The sequence below is a fragment of the Streptomyces sp. NBC_00370 genome (genome assembly GCF_036084755.1).
GTDB lineage: Bacteria > Actinomycetota > Actinomycetes > Streptomycetales > Streptomycetaceae > Streptomyces.
Genome location: NZ_CP107968.1, coordinates 7,041,855 through 7,062,777 on the forward strand (window position 1 = coordinate 7,041,855; position 20,923 = coordinate 7,062,777).

Consider the following 20,923-nt stretch of genomic DNA (forward strand, 5'->3'; position numbering starts at 1 on the left):
GCGGAGCCCGGCATTTCGGGCAGCGGATTCTTACCGAACGTGGACGTCTGCGGCCGGTGCGACCGGGGCGGCCGTGAGCACACCGCGCATGTCGCGCACGGCGTGCCAGGTGCCGCGCCAGGTGCCGGTGACCTTCGACCTGCCCGTGCGCGGCCGGTACGGCACATCGCGCTCCACCACCCGCCAGCCGTTGTCGGCGGCCCGCACGACCATCTCCAGCGGATAGCCGCTGCGCCGGTCGGTCAGCTCCAGCGCCAGCAGCGCCTCGCGCCGCGCCGCCCGCAAAGGCCCCAGGTCACGCAGGGGCAGCCCGGTCCTGCGGCGGATCATCCTGGCCAGCGCCAGATTGCCGGCCCTGGCGTGCGGCGGCCACGCACCAGGCCCCTCGGGCCGTCTGCGGCCCAGCACCAGATCCGCCTCACCGGCCGCCACCTCCCGTACGAAGGAGGTGAGCAGCCCCGGGTCGAGCGAGGCGTCACAGTCGCAGAAACACACGAACTCCGCCTCGGCGGCCAGCAGTCCGGCATGGCACGCGGCCCCGAAGCCGCGCCGCTGCTCCCGTACGACGGTCGCGCCGAGCCCGGCGGCGATCTCGGCCGAGCCGTCACGCGAGCCGTTGTCGACGACGATCGCCCGCCACCCTTCGGGGATCCGGTTCAGTACCCACGGCAGCGCCAACGCCTCGTCGAGACAGGGGAGTACGACATCGACGGTCATGAAGCGACCGCCCGCAGTCCGGCCCCGGCGAACTCCGCCATGCCCGCGTCGAACGTGACCTCGGGCCGCCAGCCCAGTTCGGTGCGCAGCCGCTCGGAGGACGCGGTGATGTGCCGGACGTCGCCCAGCCGGTACTCACCCGTCACCACCGGGCCGGGTCCGCCGTGCGCCGTCGCGAGTGCTTCCGCCATCTCGCCCACGGTGTGCGGCTCGCCGCTGCCGGTGTTGAGCGCGCGGCACCCACCCGGCTCCCGACCCGAAAGGGCCTCCAGGGCAACCACGTTGGCGCGCGCCACGTCCCGTACATGTACGAAGTCCCGCCGCTGCCCGCCGTCCTCGAAGACCTGCGGTGCCTCGCCGCGCGCCAGCGCCGAGCGGAAGAACGACGCCACACCCGCGTACGGTGTGTCGCGCGGCATCCCGGGCCCGTAGACGTTGTGGTAGCGCAGGGCGAGGGCCCGGCCGCCGGTGGCCCGCGCCCAGGACGCGGCCAGCTGCTCCTGGGTCAGCTTGGTCACCGCGTACACGTTGCGCGGATCGGCCGGCGCGTCCTCCCCGATCAGCCCGGGGACCAGCGGGGCCGCGCAGCGCGGGCAGCCCGGTTCGAACCGTCCGGCCGCCAGATCGGCCTCCCGGCGCGGTCCGGGTGCGACCCGGCCGTGCGCGGGACAGTCGTAACGGCCCTCGCCGTAGACGACCATCGACCCGGCGAGCACCAGCGCCGTGACCCCGGTCTCGGCCATGGCGGCCAACAGCGTCGCGGTGCCCAGATCGTTGCAGCTCACATAGTCCGGCGCGTCGGCGAAGCCGGTGCCGAGACCGACCATCGCCGCCTGGTGGCAGACGGCGTCGACACCGGCCAGCGCCCGTACGACGGCGGCCCGGTCCCGTACGTCGGCGTGGCGCCACCCTGCGGGCGGATCCGGTGGCGCCACCGGATGGGCCGAGGGCAGCAGGGCGTCGAGGACCACCGGCTCATGACCGGCGGCGGTGAGTGCGGTGACCACGTGCGAGCCGATGAAGCCCGCGCCACCGGTGACAAGTACGCGCATCCAGCCGACGGTAGAGGCCCACGGCGTACCGGTCGGTGTCCCGCGCCGGAGCGTCACCGGTCCGTAAGATCGTCCGGCGGCCGGTGGGACGCCCGTTCGACCGGACCGCCTCCGAACAGTCCCCGTCCGACGAACCACAGCGCCGACAGCACGAACAGCGCGGCGGTGACGAGCAGCCAGCGGCCGAGGTACACGTCGGCCGACAGGCCGGTCGCGGGGGTGTAGCCGGCCGAGTTCCGCAGCACCAACGGCCAGTACACCAGCAACAGCAGCAGGGACAGAAAGCCCGGCACACGCACGTAGTTGACACCGTCGCGGTGGACACCACCACGTTGCGCGAAGGGGCGCCGGCCGAGCCGGTCGAGGACGCCGTACAGCGGCACCAGCACCAGATCGTGCAGGACGGCGCAGGCCACGAACCAGATCGCGACGGCGAGCCATCGGTCGGCCAGCAGCCGGACCGCCGCGTAACCGCACAGCGCGAACGAGGCCAGCAGGATGAGCAGATGCAGCGGCGACTCGCCGTACAGCCGCCGGAAGCGCCCGGCGGACGAGCTGTCGCGTCGTGTCACACCGGCCATGTCGTCTCCCCGAAGCTCAACTGCCTGACCCACTTGGTGTTCATCACACCGGGAGCGCCCGGCACGATGATCCGCGCCGGACTGCCGTGGTCGGCGGAGAGCGCGGCGCCGTTGACCCGCAGCGCCAGCAGCGAGCGCGTGTCGCGTACTTGGTTGTCGCGCAGGGCCACGGCACGGAAGGAACCGTGCAGTTGCACCGACTCGACGAACACCCCGGGCGGGTCGTCGCCGAGCCCCACCAGTCCCGCGAGATCGACGAGCCTGACCCCCTCCCAGTGCTGGTTCTCCGTCGACCAGCCCTCGACACACGCGATGGGCAGCGACGAGCGGTGCTGCGGCAGCTCCCGCACCTGCGCCAGTGTGAGCGAGACCCGCCGGCCGCCGCCCCGTACGACCAGCCGCCAGTCGGGGCCCACGTCCCGTTCCCTGATGTGCGCGAGGGCCGCCGTCTTGTTGACGGGGAACCCGTTCGGGCCGCTGCCCGGCTGCCGGCCGTGCGGTGCGAGCAGCGCCGTCCCGCGCAGGCTCCCGCCGATGGACTGCCCGGCCGTCACCACGAACAGCACCACGGAGCCGAGCCCCACCAGCCCGAGCGCGCCGCGCCGCGACATGGTCGGCGGTGCGGGGTCGGGGGCCACCAGACCGCTGTCGTCGGCCGGCTCGGGCCTGGTCCTGGCCACCGGGGTGCGCAGCTCGGCCCGGAAGTCGCGGCTGCGCAGCGCCCGTACGGTACGGGGCAGCCGGATCACCACATGCGCGACGACCGCGCCGAAGAACACCCAGGCGCCGTAGAAGTGCAGCGGGTAGAACGAGCCGGGGAAGAGATAGTCCAGCTGGATGTTGAGCACACCGGTGACGAACTCGAACAGCCCGCCGCCGACGAGCAGCAGCAGGGAGAGCCGGTCAAGCGCGTGCCCGACGGAGCGTACCGGCGGCAGGGTGAACAGCTTCGGCACGACCGACCAGAGCTTGGCGAGCAGCACCGGCACCAGCACGATCCCGAGCGTCACATGCACGCCCTGGGTGACGCGGTACAGCCAGTACGGGTCGGTCGGCCAGCTGAAGAGGTAGAACCCGAGCAGCCCCTTGTCCGGCGTCTTGTCGTTGACGGCCGACAGATCGGGGTTGTACGCCGCGTACGACACGAGCCCGGTCAGGAACAGCACGGGGATGCCCACGAGCAGCACGGCGCCGAAAACGGACGTCAGCCATGGGCCGCGCAGCGGGCTGCGCCAGAAGGTGTCGGGCCGGACGGAACCGGGGGACGGGAGGCGGGAGCGGACGTTCATGACTGAGACCGTAGGGTCGGCGACCCCCCGCGGAGCCGCTGCGACTCGTGACGAAACGCTGACGTCCGCCAGGCGGGGACGGCGCCGGACGTCACCCGAATGGTCGGCGCGGAGCGGCGGCGGGCGCCGCGCGAGGGGACGGTGGGCTTACGCCGTCCGCCCCGCACCCCGAGGAGCTGGTTATCCATGCCCCGCAGGTCAGGAGCTGTTATATGCGGCAGTGTCGGCGGCGTCCTCGTCGGGGTGCTGGGGCTCTCGGCGTGTACGAACGCGCTGCCGAGGCCGGTCGTCGACGTGGCCTCGGCCGCCGCCAGGCCCTCGGCCGGCGGATCGACCTGGCAGCTCTCGTCGTCGGTGCGCAGGGACGTCGCGATCGTGTGGCCGCGGCTGGGCCGCATCTGGCCGGGTGCGGATTTCAGCAAGCACAGTGTGATCGTGACGGACGGGCGGTGCGCCTATCTGCTGGACGCCCGCTCGGGCGGCTCGATCTCCCTGGACGAGCTGAAGAAGCACAACATCGGCGTCCCCCGGCCCGGCGGCTTCGAGGCGATCACCTGGAAGGGCAGGAAATCGATCGTGGTACGGCCGCCGGAGGGCGCGGGCGCCGCAGCGCCGGCGAAGGACCCCCTCGGCATGACCAGCCCCGACGCGGCCGGCTACACGTTCGGGCTCGCGACCCACGAGCAGTTCCACCCCGACGTCCAGTACGACAGCGCGGCGCCCTGGCACTCGCTGATCCAGCTGGACAACGCGTCCGGCGGCGCGGGCAGGGCCGAGGAGTACCCCCTGCGCGCCGATCCCCGTGTCGACCGGGCGATGGTCTACAACAGCCTGCTGCTGGGGCTGCGGGACCCGGCCCGGCGGGCCGCGCATCTGGCGCGGGCCGCGTACTGGAACCAGCGGTGGACGGACGGCTTCCCGGCGGAGGCCAAGGGCCAGGCGTCCGTCGACCTGCTGGAGGGCACGGCCGAGTACGTCCAGCAGTCGGCGCTCGCCATGGCGGCCGTCCGGGATCCTGACGACCCCGCGCAGATACGGGCCCGGCTCACCCGGACACTCAAGCCGATGAAGGTCGCGGCCAAGGGGGTCGAGCCGTACGCCATCGGCACGGCGGCCCTGCTCAACGCCGACGCGGCGGGCCGCGACGTGAAGAAGACCCTCACCACGAAGGCGACCACACCGCTGGCCGAACTGCTGCGCGGCGTCACCCCGGCCGGCCCGCAGGAGGCCCCCAAGGACGTGACCGACGGCATCACCCGGTCCGTCGCCCGGACCAACCGGCAACTCGCCCCGGTCATCGAGCCGTTCGTGGCCGGGCTCCAGGACAAGAAGAAGCTGGTGCTGCTGCTCCCCGCCGATTCGGTGACCGGCACCATGAGCGGCACGGGCTTCTATACGACCAGGCAACTCCCCGTGACCATCACCACCGGGGCGGGCGCGACCTTCAACCCGGGCAGCGGCGCCGTACGCCTCGACAAGGTGACCGTCGCCGAGACGCGGGTGAAGGACAAGGACTACTACGCCCTGCCGCTCGACCCGGACAACGGGAACTTCACCCTTGAGGACAACCGGCTGACCCTCAAGGGCGGGCACATGCACGGCAGCATCGTCGTCGTGCGGCAGACCGACGACGGACAGCGTTTCCTCTACGCCCAGTAGGACATCCCGGCGGCGCCGGCGGGGAACCGGCGGCTCGGACCGGCCCCGGCTCGGACCGGCCCCGGCTCGGACCGGCCCCGGCTCAGACGGTCGCCAGCGAGACCTCGGTGGACTTGATGAGCGCCACCACCGTCGATCCGGTGACGAGCCCCAGATCGGTCACGGCCTCCTCCGTGACGGCCGAGGTGAGTTCGCCGCCGGGCACGGTGATCTTCACACTGGCCATGGCGTCGCCCGCCTTGATGCCGGTGACCGTGCCGGGCAGCTGGTTGCGGATGCTGACGCCCTCCACCACCCCGGTCGCCAGTGCCACCTCCGTCGACTTGACCAGGGCGTTGACGGCCGTGCCCGCGGCGATGCCCAACTCCCATACCGCCTCCAGCGTGATCGCCGCCGTGATCTCCTGTCCGCCGGTCAGCCGGATCTTGACGGCCGCCATGACCTCGCCGGGGGTGACGGAGCTGACGGTGCCGGCGAGCTGGTTACGGATGCTCAGATTCATCGGGTGGCGCCTCGCAGTCGGAGAAGCGGGTGGGGGGAATGTCAGTATTTCACCCGGTGGGCCGGAAGCGCCGTAACCACCCGTGCCATGCTGGGGCTGTCCGGATCATGGCAGGAGTGAGGAGCGTACGGCAGCGCGATGGCAGCGAAACGGCGGAAGAGGACCGGCACCTGGGACCGCTTCGTGGCATCGGACCCCGGACTCCTGCGGCTGATGGCCGGGCTGCGCACGGTCGGCGCGATCGCACTCACGCTGCTGATCCTCGCGCTGATGCACACCCCGGTCCCGCATCTGGTGGCCGGCGCCATGGCCGCCATGGTCTCCACCTTCGCCATCCGGGAGAAGACGGTCAGGGGCCAGGCCGTCACCCTCGCCTGCGCCCTGCCCGTCGCCGTCGCCGCGATGTCCCTGGGCGCGCTGCTCAACACCCGGGTCGTCGCGGGGGACGCGTTCTTCATCCTGCTGATCTTCGGCGCCGTCTACTCCCGGCGGTTCGGCGACCGGGGCACCGCGCTCGGTCTGATCGGCTTCCAGATCTACTTCGTCTCGCTGTTCGTGCAGGCCACCGTCGGCAGCCTGGCCCAGCTCGCCCTGACGCTGCTCATCGCCTTCGTGTGCAGCGCGATCGTCCGGTTCGCCGTCGTGCCCGAGACCCCCGAACGCACCCTGCGCCGGCTGCGCCAGGCGTTCCGGGCGCGGCTCGCCCAGCTGACCGCGACCCAGGTCGAACTGCTGGACGCCGCACCCGACCAGCTGGACAAGGTCCTCGACGAGCTGCGGCGGCGCACCGCCCGGCTGCACGACGCGGCCCTGATGATCCAGGGCAGGCTCGACGACGGGACCCGCGACGCCACGACCGCCGCACTGGTGCAGCGCCGCGTCGCCGACGCCGAGATCGCCGCCGAACGGCTCGGCATGCTGCTGCTCAACTCCCGCAGCACCAACGGCGCCGACACCCTCACCATGCACCTGCCGCACGCGCCTCTGCCGCTCCAGGCCCCCTGGGCGCGGATCGGCAGGGACAAGGACGACCACACGCAGGACGACGAGGCCACCGTCCTGCTGCGCAGGGACCTCAACGCGCTGCACCTGCTGGTCAGCAGACTGGCCCCGGCCGACCGGGGCACCGCCCTGGTCCATGTGCGCAACCGGCTGCTCGGCTACCGCGAGAGCGAGAACCTGCCGCAGGCCCCGGCCGCCGTGCAGGACGTCTTCCGCGCGCTGGGCGAGGCGGCGCGCGCCGTACTCGGACTGCGCCTCGCCCTCGACGGCCCGCAGGACGAGTCCGACGACTCGCCCGAGACCGTCCGCTCACGCGAGGAGTTCGAGGCGGAGGACCTGGCGATCGTGGAACCCGAGGAGACCGAGGAGCAGCGCACCGGGCTGCAACGGCGCACCACCCGGGCCGCTTTCCAGGTCTCGGTCGGCTCCATGCTGGCCATCGTGGGCGGTGAGTTCCTGTCCAGCCAGCGCTGGTACTGGGCGGTGCTGACCTGCTGGGTGGTCTTCCTCAACACCGCGTCCACCGGTGAGATCCTGGTCAAGGGCTACCGCAGGGTGCTCGGCACCGTCTTCGGTGTGGTCGCGGGTGTCGGACTCGCGGGTCTCGTCGGCAACAACACCTGGCTGGCGTTCTTCCTGGTGCTGCTCTTCATCTTCGGGATGTTCTTCACCGCGCCGCTGTCGTACGCGCTGATGTCCTTCTTCGTCACGGCGATGCTCGGGCTGCTCTACACCCTCCTCAACACCTACAGCCTCTCCGTGCTCGTGCTGCGGATCGAGGAGACGGCGCTCGGCGCCGCCTGCGGGATCATCGCCGCCGTACTGGTGCTCCCGGTCCGCACCGACCTGCGCACCGACGAGCAACTGCGCGAGGTGCTGGGCCGGTTGCGGGACGTCGCCGCCGCGGCCGTGGCGCAGCTCAGCGGCGGCCCCGCGGTCGATCTGCTGGACCTGGCGCGCGAGTTGGACACCGCGCTGGACGATCTGCGCCGCTCCACCCAGCCGTTGACACATCCGATCACCCCGCTGCGGGTGCGCCGGCAGACGGCGCGCTATCTGGTGGCGCTGCTGGAGACCTGCGCGTACCACGCCCGTTCGCTGGCGGCCACCGCCGAGCTGGTGCCGTACAGCAAGAGCGTCGCCGCCGACCCGCGGCTGGAGCGGGCCGGCCGCCGTATCGCGCACAACATCGACGTGACGATCGCGTACGTACGGGACGACGACGACGAGGCCGCCGTCGGCAAGGTCGAGTCCGGGCCCAGCATCGCCGCGATGCTGGAGGACGGCGCCGCTCCCGCCCTGCGCTCGGGCACCGTCACCTACCGGGTGCTACGCCACCTGCAACGCCTCGACGAAGGCGTGGTCGCCGTCGCCCGCACCCTCGACGTGCCGGTGGCCGGACGCGAAGAGCGCAAGACCGCCGCCTGACTCCGGTGCCGGGACCCCCAGTTGCGGAAAGTTTGCCATCGAAGCAGGCAGTTTCCGCAAGAAATTGATGGGCCGTCGCAGCAATACGCCAGGGCGACGAAAATATCTGTTCGGAACCTTGTGGAACGAGGTGGGGGGTCCTAATGTCACCTCACCCTCCGGCGCCCGTTTCGCCGCGAGTGTCGCAGTCGTTCACCGTTCCGACAGAAACGAGAGCATCCGATGTCACGGAGCATCAGAAGAGCCGCCGAGCGGCCCGGCAGACCGCTGCGAAGAGCGGTGGCGGTGGCCGCCGCGCTGACCACGGCCACCCTCGGTCTCGGGGTGCTGTCCGGCGGTTCCGCCGTCGCGGGCAGCGCCGCCGCCGGGCCGGTGGTGACCCGCGCGGCGCTCGATCCCTCGCTCGTCGCGGGGCGCGGCGCCGATGTGCCCTTCGCCGAGCAGGAGGCGGAGAACGCGGTGACGAACGGCTCGCTCGTCGGACCCGGCCGCACCGCCTACACCCTGCCCGCCGAGGCGTCCGGGCGTAAGGCGGTCAAGCTGACGCCCGGTCAGTACGTCGAGTTCACGCTGCCGAGCACGGCCAACGCGATCACCGTGCGCTACAGCATCCCGGACGCTCCGAACGGCGGCGGCATCACGGCGCCGCTCGATGTCACGGTGAACGGCAAGAACAAGTCCACCATGACGCTCACCTCGCAGTACGCGTGGCTGTACAACCAGTACTCGTTCTCCAACGACCCCAACGCCGGGCTGCTGCACCCCGATCAGTGGATCACCGAGTGCGCCTGCGTGCCCGCCGAGACGACACCCACCCCGACGGTCGAGAAGCCGTTCCGGCCGAACCACTTCTACGACGAGCAGCGTCTGCTGCTCGGCAAGACCTACCGCGCCGGGGACAAGGTGCGGCTCGCCGTGCCCGCCGGGAGCAGGGCGTCCTCGACCGTCGTCGACCTGCTCGACTCACAGCTCGTCGGAGCCCCGCACGTGCGGCTCCTCGCGGCCAACGTGCTCGCGTTCGGCGCCGATCCGCTCGGCAGGCGCGACTCGGCCGACGCGATCGACAAGGCCGTCGCCTTCGCCAGGCGCAGCCACCTCAAGGTCTACATCCCGCCGGGCGTCTACCAGGTGAACCGGCACATCGTCGTGGACGATGTGACGATCGAGGGCGCGGGCAGCTGGTACACCGTCATCAAGGGCCGCCAGGTCACCCTCGCCACCCCGGCCCCCGACGGCTCGACCCACACCGGGGTCGGTTTCTACGGCAAGGACGCGGCGGCGGGCGGCAGCAAGAATGTCCACCTGTCCGGCTTCGCCGTCGAGGGCGACGTACGCGAGCGCATCGACACCGACCAGGTGAACGGCATCGGCGGCGCGCTGAGCGACTCGACGATCGACGGGCTCTACATCCACCACACCAAGGTCGGCATGTGGTTCGACGGCCCGATGAAGAATCTGAAGATCACCAACAACGTGATCACCGACCAGATCGCCGACGGCCTCAACTTCCACACCGGCGTGACCGATTCGGTGGTGTCCGACAACTTCGTCCGTAACTCCGGCGACGACGGCCTCGCGATGTGGTCGGAGAAGACGGCGAACGCGCGCAACACGTTCAGCCACAACACCGTCCAGACTCCGGTGCTCGCCAACGGCATCGCGATCTACGGCGGCACCGACAACACCGTCTCCGGCAACCTGATCGCCGACCCGATCCGGGAGGGCAGCGCGATCCAGGTCGGCTCCCGGTTCGGCGCCGAGGCGTTCACCGGCCACCTGTGGATCACGGACAACACCACGGTGCGGGCAGGCACGTTCGAGCTGAACTGGAACATCGGGCTCGGCGCCATCTGGTTCTACGCGCTGGAGAAGAACATCGACGCCGACATCCAGGTCGTCGGTGACCACTTCCTCGACAGCACCTACAACGCGATCATGCTGGTCAGCGACTTCCCGGTGAAGGACCTGTACTCGATCACCAACGTCCACTTCAAGGACATCAAGGTCGACGGCACCGGCACCTCCGTGGTCAGCGCCCGGGTCGCGGGCGGCGCGTCCTTCGAGAACGTGGACGCCCGCAACGTCGGCGCCGTCGGCGTCAACAACTGCGGATCGTTCCACTTCACGCCGGCGGGCTCGGAGTTCGGGCTCACCGACCTCGGCGGCAACGACGGGGGCGGCACCACAGGCCCCTGGTTCGCCGCGTGGGAACTGCCGAACACCATCACCTGCGACGACCGCCCGCCGGTCGTCGCGCCACCGGCGCCCACCGCCTGGTGACAACAGGCCGGCCGGCTGCCCGTACGATCACGGGCAGCCGGCCGGCCTTCGTGCCGTCCCGTACGTCAGCCGCCGAGCGCCGCAGCGACGACCGCCTTCGCCTCCTCCTGGACCCTGGCCAGATGGTCCGGGCCCTGGAAGGACTCGGCGTAGACCTTGTAGACGTCCTCGGTGCCCGAGGGGCGGGCGGCGAACCACGCGCTGTCCGTCGTCACCTTGATCCCGCCGATCGCCGCGCCGTTGCCCGGCGCCTCCGTCAGCACAGCCGTGACCGGCTCGCCCGCGAGGGTGTCGGCCGTGACCTGCTCGGGCGAGAGCTTGGCCAGGACGGCCTTCTCCTCGCGGGTGGCGGGCGCGTCGATCCTGGCGTACGCGGGCTCGCCGAACCGGCCGGTCAGCTCCGCGTAGTGCTCGGACGGCGTCTTGCCGGTGACGGCCAGGATCTCCGAAGCGAGCAGCGCCAGGATGATGCCGTCCTTGTCGGTGGTCCACACCGACCCGTCCCTGCGCAGGAACGACGCCCCCGCCGACTCCTCGCCCCCGAAGCCGAGCGAGCCGTCCACCAGTCCGTCCACGAACCACTTGAAGCCGACGGGCACCTCGACCAGCCGCCGGCCCAGATCGCCCGCGACCCGGTCGATCATCCCCGACGACACCAGCGTCTTGCCGATCCCGGCGCCGGCCGGCCACTGCTCGCGGTGCGCGTAGAGATAGCCGATGGCGGTGGCCAGATAGTGGTTGGGGTTCATCAGCCCGCCGTCCGGCGTGACGATGCCGTGCCGGTCGGCGTCCGCGTCGTTGCCGGTGGCGATCTGGTACTGGTCGCGCTTGTCGATCAGCGAGGCCATCGCGTACGGCGACGAGCAGTCCATCCGGATCTTGCCGTCCCAGTCCAGCGTCATGAACCGCCAGGTCGGATCGGCCAGCGGATTGACCACCGTCAGATCGAGCCGGTGCTCCTCGGCGATCCGTCCCCAGTACCCGACGGACGCGCCGCCCAGCGGGTCGGCGCCGATCCGGATGCCGGCGGCGCGTACCGCCTCCAGGTCCAGCACGTTCGGCAGATCGGCCACATAGGCGCCGAGGAAGTCGTGGCGCCCGGTGGTGGGCGCAGCCAGGGCCCTGGTGTACGGCACCCGCCGTACGTCCTTCAGACCGCCCGCGATGATCTCGTTGGCCCGGTCCTGGATCCAGCCGGTCGCCTCCGACCCGGCGGGGCCGCCGCTCGGCGGGTTGTACTTGAACCCGCCGTCGCCCGGCGGGTTGTGCGACGGCGTCACCACCACACCGTCAGCGAACCCCGACGTACGGCCCCGGTTGTGGGTGAGGATCGCGAGCGACACCGCGGGGGTGGGGGTGTACCCGTCGGCGGCGTCGATCAGCACCGTCACCTCGTTCGCCGCGAACACCTCGACGGCCGTGACCTTGGCCGGCTCGGACAGTGCGTGGGTGTCGGCGCCGAGGAAGAGCGGCCCGTCGGTGCCCTGGCCGGCCCGGTACTCACAGATCGCCTGGCTGGTGGCGGCGATGTGGTCCTCGTTGAACGCGGTGTTCAGCGACGACCCGCGGTGGCCCGACGTGCCGAACGCCACCCGCTGCCCCGGGTCGTCCAGATCGGGGTGCAGCGCGTAGTACGCGGTCACCAGCCGTGCGATATCGGTGAGATCCCCCGGCTCGGCCGGCCTGCCCGCTCGCTCATGCGGCATCTGCCCACTCCTCCACAACGTGTCGTGCGATCAGCTCGTCCGCTCATCTTCCCCGGGACGACGGTGTCCCACTGCCAGGCATGCCCGGAGAAGAGGCGGACATCCGCGTTCGCGCGTGATCAGTACGTGAGCGGCCCCCTCCGCATCCAGTGCCGCTCCTCGCTCCAGCCCAGGAACTGCCGGGCCCGGCCGCCGTCCGCCGTGCCGTCAGGGCCGAAGGCGACCCCCTCCATCACCACCAGCCACAGCCCGTGCGCGACGGGGTCGAGCGACGTCCGGACCTGTCCGGGCTGCTGCGCCGTCTCCGCCAGGATGTGGTCGACGAGCGCCGCCTGCCCCTCACTCGTGCACTGCGACAGCTGGAACACCGTCTGCCGCCAGGCGTACGCCGCGTCCTTGATCGTCGCCAGTGGCCGCGCCTGCTGATGTGCCAGGGCGACCAGCCGGATCACGGAGCGGAAGGACCGGCGCGCGAGATCGTCCCAGCCGGGGCTGGGCACAGCGCCGACGGGACCCGCGAGGGTGGCCAGATTGTGCGTGGTGAGGATCTGCGCCTGCTCGATCACCATCCCGTCGGCGGCGACCGACCGGCCCGTACGGATCCGCGCGCGTTCGTGACACAGCTTCGCGAACCCGGGCACGTCGTCCGCCGCGAGGCGCCGGTAGTCGATGCCGTAGTAGCGCTCGTAGACCGAGCCGGCGAGCAGTTCGCCCGCGACGCACGCCGCCGCGAGGAACTTCGGCGAGAAGGTCCCCATGAAGATGTCCGCGGCCAGCTCCTCCACGAACGGCTCGGTCATCCCGGCACCACGGGCCAGCGCGGAGAACTCACTGATCAGCGGATTGGGCAGGATCGTCGCCGGGAAGCCCTGCAGCGTCAGCTCGGCCAGCTCCACCAGCGCCGTACGGGCCGAGTCCGCGGCCCGGCCCGTGCCCCGGCGCTGCTCAGCTACGGCCCGTACCCAGGGCAGCTCCTCGATCCGCACCTGGTGCGCCAGGTCGACCAGCAGCAGCGAACGCCGGTCGCGGAAGGCGCGGTACGTCGCCGCCATCAGCCGGCGCAGCGCCGGGTCCGGATAGGCGAGCGACGTCGCGGCGGCGACCAGATGGGGCACCAGCTCGGCCAGCACCTCGGCGGAGGGCACGACGCCCCGCTCGATGAGCGTGCCGACGGGCGCGCTGAGCGTCGAGGTGACGGTACGGGCGAGGGCGGCCGGGATCGCCGTGCCGGCCGGGATTCCCGTCAGCTCCTGCTCCTCGTCGCCGACCGGCCCGACGAGCAGGTCGGCCCGCGGTGTCCCGGTGTCCTGCGGAAGCCCGGACATCCGGCGCACGACGAGCTGGGCCAGGGCGTGATGGGTGGGCAGCGCGGCGTCGGCCGACTGCCGGGCGCGCAGTTCGCCGTGGTGCGCCGAACCGGGCGCTCCGCGCCGGGCCACCATCTTCGTCACGGCGGCGCGCAGCAGGCCGAGTCGGCGCGGGTCCAGCTCCTGGCCCGCGACCGTCCGCTCCAGCGCGTCACGCAGGATCGCCGGATTCTCCTTGGGCCGCAGGTGCTTACGGCACAGGGTGTGTGTCGCGGCCAGCACGCGGTAGCGCTGGAGCAGGCCCTCCGCGTGCCTGCGCCACTCGTCGTCGGGGGTGTGCGCCAGCACCTCGCCGGCGACGGCGGTCCGCAGCCACAGCGCCAGGAACTCGTCCGCCAGCGGATTCCACACCGTCAGCGCCTCGTTCATCGTCTCGACGGCGCGGTTGGGCGTGCGCCGCGCGAGGGTGGCCGTGGCCTGCCCGACCGTGGTGCGGTACGCCGTCGTCCCGTCCACGTCGACCGGCTCGTCGGCGGGCCGGGGGGTGAAGCGCAGCCGGCCGGCGAAGGGTTCCAGGACGTCCAACAGCCGCAGTGCCTCGGCCACTTCGCCGTGCCGCACCAGCCAGGCGACGGTGAGCAGCGCCGCCTCCTCCGGCACACCCACCGCGTACCGGCCGCTGTCGAGCAGCGCGGTCAGCTCCGCCAGGCCCCGGTCGGAGAGGTGGTGGGTGAACAGCGCTCCACGGTCGGCGGGGACACCGGCCCGCCGGGCCGCTTCGGTCTCGTACGGGAGCAGCGGGCCGCCCGCGACGGCGGCGCCGGTGGCGAAGCCGCCCCGTACGACCTCGGGGGTGACCCAGGCGGGCAGACCGGCGACCGGGGTGCGGGAGCCGACGGTCAGTGTGCCGTCGGCCATGCCGCTCAGCACGGCGCGCCAGCGCTCGACGCGCCGCTCGGCGCGCCGGCGGGTTTCCGGGTCGCCGTCGGTCAGCGCCGTGGTGAAGGCGCCGGCCAGTTGGGCTGTCGGCCATCCGCCGTGGATGACAGGTGTGGGCTGCGGTTCCTGCTGCTCGTTCATATCCGGCGTGGCGGGTTCCGCCCCCGCGCCCTCCGGGACCACAGCCCGGTGCTCTCCTGCTGAGCTACACGCCGATGACGATCAACACTAGGTTCGGGCGTGGCGCGCGCGCAACGGATTTGGTGCGGTCCGGCGGGGCGCGGCGCCTCCCCGCCGGACCGTGCTGCCAGGTGCCAGGTGCCAGGTGCCAGGCGCCAGATGTCAGCCGTGCAGCGCGAGTTCCGGCGCTCGCTTGCTCACCAGGCCCTTGTCCGCCGCCGAGTTGAGCGGGGTCAGACTCGACGGGACCGAGCGCAGCGCGTCGTACCAGACGGCCGCCATCTTCTCGTAGCCGCCCGGGTTGGGATGGACGCCGTCGGCCAGGTCGGCCGTCGTCAGCGCGCTGTGCAGGTCGACGACATGGACCTGCGGTCCCTTGGTCGCGACGACGCCGGCCAGCGCGTTGTTGTACGTCTGGACCATCGCCTCCTGGGCCGCGCCGCTCTCCGGCGTGATCTTGGCGACGAACAGCTGCACCTGCGGCTTCTGGGTGAGGATGTGGTCGATGAGCGTCGACAGCCGTGCGGGGGCGCCCGCCACGTCGTAGTTCTGGTTGATGTCGTTGGTGCCGATCTGCAGCATGATCGTGCGCGGGTCGCTCGCGCTCAGCCAGTTCACGATGTTCGCGTCGAGCTGGTCGATGCGCCAGCCCGAGTGGCCCTCGTGGTCGTGATCGCCCAGCTGGGCGGGGCCGTTGGCGAGTGAGCCGACGAAGTCGACCTGGTAGCCGCCGGCGGCCAGCCGGTTCCACAGGCCGATGCGGTAGCCGCCGGGCAGGGGGGTGTAGCCGTCGGTTATCGAGTCACCGAGCGGCATGATTCTGACGCCGCCGTTGGAGTCGGCGGCGGTGGCCGTGCCCTGGGTCAGTGCCACGATCGCGAGGGTCATGGCGAGCACCAGGGCGCTGAACAGGGACGTGACACGGCGAGATCCGGTTCTGCGCAAGGCAGTTCCCTTCCGTCGGGCCGCCATCGGGTGGGGGGAGTGGGGGGACTGGCGGCCCCGCATTAGTTACCACCGGACGACATCCGGCGAAATGGAAGGGACAGGGTCGGCCGTAAAACGACCGTCCAATGGCGCACGAACGGTGGCAATCGGGGCCCCCGCGACCAGGGCCCGCGATCACGGTCTGCGATCAGGCCCCGCGCGACCTCAACGGACCCTGGCCACCCCGCCGTAGACGGTGTCCACACTGACCGGCGGCTCCGGGGTGTCGCGGTACCAGCGGTGGGCGGTCACCAGCCCCGGCTCGACGAGGTCGAGGCCGTCGAAGAACCGCGCCACCTCGTCGCGGGTGCGGAACCGCAGCGCGATGCCGCCCTTGCCGTACGTCCCCGTGATGCTCTCCTTCAGCTCCGGGCTGAAGTCGAACGTCCCGTGCGAGAGGGCGAGACAGCTGCCGGAGGGCAGCGCTTCGAGCAGCGTCCCTGCCAGGCCGTACGGGTCGTCCTCGTCGGGGATGAAGTGCATCAGCGCGATCAGGGACAGCGCGATCGGCCGGTCGAAGTCCAGCAGTTTGCGGGCGTGGTCGAGGATCTTCGCCGGGTCGCGCACATCGGCCTCGATGTAGTCGGTCGCGCCCTCGGCCGTACCGACGAGCAGCGCCTCCGCGTGCCGCAGCACGATCGGGTCGTTGTCCGTGTAGACGACCCGGGCCCGCGGGACCGTCCGCTGCACCACCTGATGGAGATTGGGCTCGGTCGGGATGCCGGTACCGATGTCCAGGAACTGGTCGACGCCGTTGGCGGCGAGCCAGCCCACGGCCCGGTGCATGAACGCGCGGTTCTGCCGGGCACTGTCCTTGCCGAGTTCGGGAAGCTGCTCGCCCACGACCCTGTCGACCTGGTAGTTGTCCTTGCCGCCCAGCAGGTAGTCGTAGACACGGGCCGGGTGCGGCCTGCTCGTGTCGACCTGGGGCTTGGGCGTACCGGTGGTCATGGCGGCTCCGATCGGTCGGCGTCACGGCAGTCTGCCACAGCCGACGACGGCCTCAACACGGCTCGCCCGCAGGTCCGTTGGGCCGTGCGCTCAGTGCGCGGCCGCCCACGCGTAGCGGTGCTCGGGCCGGCCCGTGTCCCCGTACTTGAGGGTGAGGCGGATCCGTCCCGCCTGCTCCAGGTACTTCAGATAGCGCTGCGCCGTGGAGCGGCTGATGCCGGCCCGCTCGGCGACCTCGTGGGCGGAGAGCGGCGCCGCCGCCTCGGCCAGCACCTTGCGGACGAGTTCACTGGTCGGCGCCGAATGCCCCTTGGGCAGCCCGGCGGGTGACGCGTCGGCGGGTCTCAGCGCCCCGAAGATCCGGTCGACCTGTTCCTGCCCGGCCTCACCGCGGCCCCCCACCGCCTCCAGGGTGCGGCGCAGCGCCGCGTAGCCGTCGAGCTTCGCCCGCAGACCGCCGAAGCTGAACGGCTTGACCAGGTACTGCACGGCCCCGTAGCGCATCGCCGCCTGTACGGTCGCGACGTCGCGCGCCGCCGTCACCATGATCACATCCGCGTGATGGCCGAGCTGGCGCATCCTGCGCACCACCGTCAGCCCCGTCTCGTCGGGCAGATAGTGGTCGAGCAGGACGAGATCGATGTGGTGGCGCTCCAGCGTCGCCAGCGCCTGGGCCGCCGTGTGCGCGCGGGCCGCGACCCGGAAGCCGGGGATCTTCGCCACATAGGCGGCGTTGATCTCCGCCACCCGGAAGTCGTCGTCCACGACCAGTACGTCGATCATCGTGACACTCCTGAGCCGGCGCCGGCCCCCAGGCCGGCGGCTGATGCGGTGAGCGGCGCTGCCAGCGCCTCCGGCAGTACGACGGTGAACACCGCGCCGCCGCCGGCCCGCGCGGTGACCCGGGCCATCCCGCCGTACCGCTCGGCGAGCCTGCGCACCAGCGCCAGCCCCAGACCGCGGCCGCGGTGGGCGGGGGACTGTTTGGTCGACCAGCCCTCGGTGAAGATCTGCTCCCGCATCGCGGGCGGCACGCCGGGCCCGTTGTCGCTGACCCGCAGCACCACCGTGGTGCCCTCGGCCCGCAGCTCCACCTCGACGGAGGTCGCCGCGTCCAGCGCGTTGTCGACGAGATTGCCCAGCACCGTCACCACATCGCGCGGGTCGACCACCTCGTCGGGCAGGAGCGTGGCGGCGGAGATCCGCAGCGAGACCCCGCGCTCGGCGGCGATGGCGGCCTTGCCCACCAACAGCGCCGCCAGCAGCGGGTCGTGGACCCGCTCCGAGAACTGCTCGGCCGACGAGCGGTGCGCCTCGGCGACCTCGGCGACGAACTCGGCCGCCTCGTCGTGCATCCCCAGCTCCAGCAGGCCCAGCAGGGTGTGCAGCCGGTTCGCGTGCTCGTGGTCCTGCGCCCGCAGCGCGTCGAGGAGCCCGTGCGTACTGTCCAGCTCGCGGCCCAGCTGCTCAAGTTCGGTACGGTCCCGCAGGGTTGCCACCGCGCCCCCGTCGCCGGTCGGCATCCGGTTGGCCACCAGGACGCGCCCGCCGCTCACCGTCAGCAGATCGGCCCCGTCGACCCGGCCCGCCAGTACGTCGGTGGTACGGCCCGGCAGCAGCACCTCGTCCACACCGCGCCCCGCGGCGTCAGGACCGAGCCCGAGCAGCCGCTGCGCCTCGTCGTTGACCAGCCGGATCCTGCCGTGCCGGTCGAGGGCGACCACCCCCTCCCTGATCCCGTGCAGCATCGCCTCACGCTCGTCCAGCAGCGCGGAGATGTCGGCGAAGGCCAGCCCGTGGGTGCGCCGTTGGAGCCGGCGCGACACCCCGTAGGCGGCGAGCGCGCCGACCGCGAGCGCGGCGCCCGCGTACAGCAGCAGACCCCGCACGGCGCTCATCAGCCGGTCGCGCACACTGTCGTAGGCGATGCCGACCGACACGGCGCCCACGATCTTTCCGTGGTCGTCGCGCAGCGGCACCTTGCCACGGGCCGAGCGGCCGAGGGTGCCGCGGTCGATGCCCATCACCTCGTCGCCCGCCAGGGCGCCGCCCGGGTCGGTCGACACATGCTCGCCGATCCGCCCGGTCTCGGTGTGCGACCAGCGGACACCGCGGTTGTCCATCACCACGATGTAGAGGGCCCCGGTGGCCCGTCTGATCCGGTCGGCCTCCGCCTGGACCGGTCCGCTCGCACTGGGCGGTGTGGTGGTCAGCAGCCGGGCGAGACCCGGCTCGGCCGCCGTGGTCTGGGCGATGGACAGCGCCTGGCGCATCGACTGGTCGTCCAGCTGGGAGGAGAGCGGGGCGAAGAACAGACCGATGGCGAGCATGATCACACCGGTGGTGATGGCCAGCTGCACCAGGAGCACCTGGGCGAAGACCCGACGGGGCCAACGGATGCGCATACGGCTCTCCCGCCTTCCGCCGGTCTTCCGCGCCTTTGCGGAACAGATTCATCCGGTTAACTACGTCGCGAACGCACCGTAAGCGCCCACGGCCCCACTGCCCACCCCTCGTAGCGGTTTCGTTGTGACAACGCGAGCAGAACGAGCAGAACAGGAGCGCAACGAGCAGAACAGCGGCTTGTGAGCAGAAACCGGAGTTGTGACCACAAGGCTGCCGCTGTGGCGGGGACCACACCTAGCGTCCCGGCCCATGAACAGCCAAACGAGCCCCGCCATCGAGCTGCGGGGGGCGAGCAAAGCGTTCCGGACCCCGTCAGGTGCGCTCCACACCGCCGTACGGGATCTGGACCTGACGGTCGGCCGCGGTGAGTTCGTCGCCGTCGTCGGCCCCACCGGATGCGGCAAGTCGACGACCCTGACCCTGGTCAGCGGCCTCGACGAGCCCACGGAGGGCGAAGTGCTGGTCGGCGGCGAGCCCGTCACCGGCATCGGCGACAAGGTCGGCTTCGTCTTCCAGCAGGACGCCGTCTTCCCCTGGCGCACCGTCCTGTCCAACGTGATGGCGGGACCGCGCTTCCGCGGCGTGCCCAAGGCGGAGGCGAAGGAACGGGCCCGCGCCTGGCTCGACCGGGTCGGGCTCAGCACCTTCGAGGACCGCTACCCCCACCAGCTCTCCGGCGGCCAGCGCAAACGCGTCGCACTCGCCGCGACCTTCGTCAACGACCCCGAGATCCTGCTGATGGACGAGCCGTTCTCGGCCCTCGACGTGCAGACCCGCGCCCTGATGTCGGACGAACTGCTGGAGCTGTGGGCCGGCACCGGCGCCTCCGTCGTCTTCGTCACCCACGACCTGGAGGAGTCCATCGCGCTCGCCGACAAGGTCGTGATCATGACGGCGGGCCCCGCGACCGTCAAGGAGGTCTTCGAGATCGACCTGCCGCGCCCGCGCAAGGTCGAACAGGTCCGGATGGAGCCCAGGTTCCTGGAGATCTACCGGGAGATCTGGTCCTCGCTCGGCGAAGAGGTACGCATCACCAGGGAAAGGGGCGCCGCCGATGTCGCCTGAGACCACCACCCTCGCGCAGCCGGCCGAACGGGCGCCGAAGAACGAACGCGCCCGAGCCAGGGCGCAGGCGGCCCGCCGCCGCTCCTATCTGGTGCTGGGCAGCCGGGTGCTGCTCCTCGTCGCCGTACTCGGCCTGTGGGAGTGGTTCGCCAGGACCGCCGTCATCGACCCGTTCAACTTCTCGATGCCGTCGAAGATCTGGCAGCAGATGAGCACCTGGGCCACCGACGGTACCGCCCAGGGATCGCTGTGGGAGCAGATCTGGTACACGCTCTACGAGGCGCTGCTCGGCTGGGTCATCGGTGTGATCGCCGGTGTGCTGCTCGGCATCGCGCTCGGCCGGGTCCGCTTCCTCGCCGATGTGATGGGCCCGTACATCAAGGTGCTCAACGCGTTGCCGCGCATCGTGCTCGCGCCGATCTTCCTGATCTGGTTCGGCCTCGGCCCCGCGTCGAAGGTCGCGTCGGCGGTCGTCCTCGTCTTCTTCCCGGTCTTCTTCAACGCCTTCCAGGGCGCCAGGGAGGTCGACCGCAACCTCGTCGCCAACTCCCGCATCCTCGGCGCGAGCAACCGCCAGGTCACCCTCCAGGTGGTCATCCCCTCGGCCACCTCGTGGATCTTCACCAGCCTCCACGTCAGCTTCGGCTTCGCCCTCATCGGCGCCATCGTCGGGGAGTACATCGGCGCGACCAAGGGCCTCGGCCTGCTGGTCTCCGCCTCCCAGGGCACCTTCAACGCGGCCGGTGTGTACGCCGCCATGGTGATCCTCGCGATCGTCGCGCTGCTCGCCGAAGGCCTGCTGACCTTCCTGGAGAAGCGCCTCTTCCGCTGGAAGCCGGTCGAAGCCGGCGCCGAACGCTGACCCCTCCCCG

16 protein-coding genes and 1 tRNA gene are annotated in these 20,923 nt (G+C 71.5%); 5 read left to right on the forward strand and 12 right to left on the reverse strand.

What is annotated here, in order from left to right; translation table 11 throughout:
• Nucleotides 1-30 precede the first annotated feature (30 nt).
• From OHS57_RS31345 to OHS57_RS31360, 4 genes are read right to left on the reverse strand one after another with little or no spacing between them, the layout of a single operon-like run.
• On the reverse strand, nt 31-717 hold the full coding sequence (locus OHS57_RS31345) for a glycosyltransferase family 2 protein (RefSeq protein ID WP_041992856.1): 687 nt from the start codon (nt 715-717) through the stop codon (nt 31-33).
• On the reverse strand, nt 714-1,769 hold the full coding sequence (locus OHS57_RS31350; RefSeq protein WP_328584081.1) for an NAD-dependent epimerase/dehydratase family protein: 1,056 nt from the start codon (nt 1,767-1,769) through the stop codon (nt 714-716). Before OHS57_RS31350 ends, OHS57_RS31345 begins: the two co-directional genes overlap by 4 nt.
• Nucleotides 1,770-1,822: 53 nt before the next feature.
• Complete coding sequence (locus OHS57_RS31355) at nt 1,823-2,350, reverse strand: hypothetical protein (RefSeq protein WP_328584082.1); 528 nt, start codon at nt 2,348-2,350, stop codon at nt 1,823-1,825.
• Nucleotides 2,338-3,639 (reverse strand): molybdopterin-dependent oxidoreductase, encoded by a 1,302-nt coding sequence (locus OHS57_RS31360; RefSeq protein WP_328584083.1) that lies wholly within the window; start codon nt 3,637-3,639, stop codon nt 2,338-2,340. Before OHS57_RS31360 ends, OHS57_RS31355 begins: the two co-directional genes overlap by 13 nt.
• A gap of 243 nt (nt 3,640-3,882) precedes the next feature.
• Between OHS57_RS31360 and OHS57_RS31365 the strand changes: the two genes are divergently transcribed.
• Nucleotides 3,883-5,298 (forward strand): hypothetical protein, encoded by a 1,416-nt coding sequence (locus OHS57_RS31365; RefSeq protein WP_328584084.1) that lies wholly within the window; start codon nt 3,883-3,885, stop codon nt 5,296-5,298.
• Nucleotides 5,299-5,380: 82 nt separating this feature from the next.
• Here OHS57_RS31365 and OHS57_RS31370 read toward each other — a convergent pair whose 3' ends face one another.
• Nucleotides 5,381-5,800, reverse strand: coding sequence for a TOBE domain-containing protein (locus tag OHS57_RS31370; RefSeq protein ID WP_328584085.1), 420 nt, complete (start codon nt 5,798-5,800; stop codon nt 5,381-5,383).
• Between the two features lie 138 nt (nt 5,801-5,938).
• Between OHS57_RS31370 and OHS57_RS31375 the strand changes: the two genes are divergently transcribed.
• Together OHS57_RS31375 and OHS57_RS31380 are read left to right on the forward strand one after the other, a co-directional pair.
• Nucleotides 5,939-8,230 carry an FUSC family protein gene (locus OHS57_RS31375; protein ID WP_328584086.1) on the forward strand — a complete coding sequence of 764 codons (2,292 nt, stop codon included), beginning with the start codon at nt 5,939-5,941 and terminating at the stop codon, nt 8,228-8,230.
• A gap of 222 nt (nt 8,231-8,452) precedes the next feature.
• Nucleotides 8,453-10,510: a glycosyl hydrolase family 28-related protein gene (locus tag OHS57_RS31380; RefSeq protein ID WP_328584087.1), complete on the forward strand. Its 2,058-nt coding sequence runs from the start codon at nt 8,453-8,455 to the stop codon at nt 10,508-10,510.
• 65 nt (nt 10,511-10,575) lie between these two features.
• Here OHS57_RS31380 and pgm read toward each other — a convergent pair whose 3' ends face one another.
• The 7 genes from pgm to OHS57_RS31415 form a co-directional block, all read right to left on the reverse strand.
• A complete protein-coding gene (gene pgm, locus OHS57_RS31385; RefSeq protein WP_041992880.1) occupies nt 10,576-12,216 on the reverse strand; it encodes a phosphoglucomutase (alpha-D-glucose-1,6-bisphosphate-dependent) in 1,641 nt (546 codons plus the stop codon).
• A gap of 119 nt (nt 12,217-12,335) precedes the next feature.
• Nucleotides 12,336-14,603: a hypothetical protein gene (locus OHS57_RS31390; RefSeq protein WP_328584088.1), complete on the reverse strand. Its 2,268-nt coding sequence runs from the start codon at nt 14,601-14,603 to the stop codon at nt 12,336-12,338.
• Nucleotides 14,604-14,605: 2 nt separating this feature from the next.
• Nucleotides 14,606-14,677: transfer RNA gene (locus OHS57_RS31395), tRNA-His, on the reverse strand.
• Between the two features lie 127 nt (nt 14,678-14,804).
• Entirely contained in the window at nt 14,805-15,587 is a 783-nt protein-coding gene (locus OHS57_RS31400) for an SGNH/GDSL hydrolase family protein (protein WP_328584089.1), read from the reverse strand.
• A 207-nt stretch (nt 15,588-15,794) separates the two neighbouring features.
• Complete coding sequence (locus tag OHS57_RS31405; RefSeq protein ID WP_328584090.1) at nt 15,795-16,580, reverse strand: SAM-dependent methyltransferase; 786 nt, start codon at nt 16,578-16,580, stop codon at nt 15,795-15,797.
• Nucleotides 16,581-16,670: 90 nt separating this feature from the next.
• Nucleotides 16,671-17,363: a response regulator gene (locus OHS57_RS31410; RefSeq protein WP_328584091.1), complete on the reverse strand. Its 693-nt coding sequence runs from the start codon at nt 17,361-17,363 to the stop codon at nt 16,671-16,673.
• Nucleotides 17,360-18,985: a sensor histidine kinase gene (locus tag OHS57_RS31415; RefSeq protein ID WP_328584092.1), complete on the reverse strand. Its 1,626-nt coding sequence runs from the start codon at nt 18,983-18,985 to the stop codon at nt 17,360-17,362. Before OHS57_RS31415 ends, OHS57_RS31410 begins: the two co-directional genes overlap by 4 nt.
• 250 nt (nt 18,986-19,235) lie before the next feature.
• On the opposite strand from OHS57_RS31415, the gene OHS57_RS31420 reads away from it, so the two are divergent.
• Entirely contained in the window at nt 19,236-20,051 is an 816-nt protein-coding gene (locus tag OHS57_RS31420) for an ABC transporter ATP-binding protein (RefSeq protein ID WP_328584093.1), read from the forward strand.
• Complete coding sequence (locus OHS57_RS31425; RefSeq protein WP_328584094.1) at nt 20,041-20,913, forward strand: ABC transporter permease; 873 nt, start codon at nt 20,041-20,043, stop codon at nt 20,911-20,913. Before OHS57_RS31420 ends, OHS57_RS31425 begins: the two co-directional genes overlap by 11 nt.
• Nucleotides 20,914-20,923 lie beyond the last annotated feature (10 nt).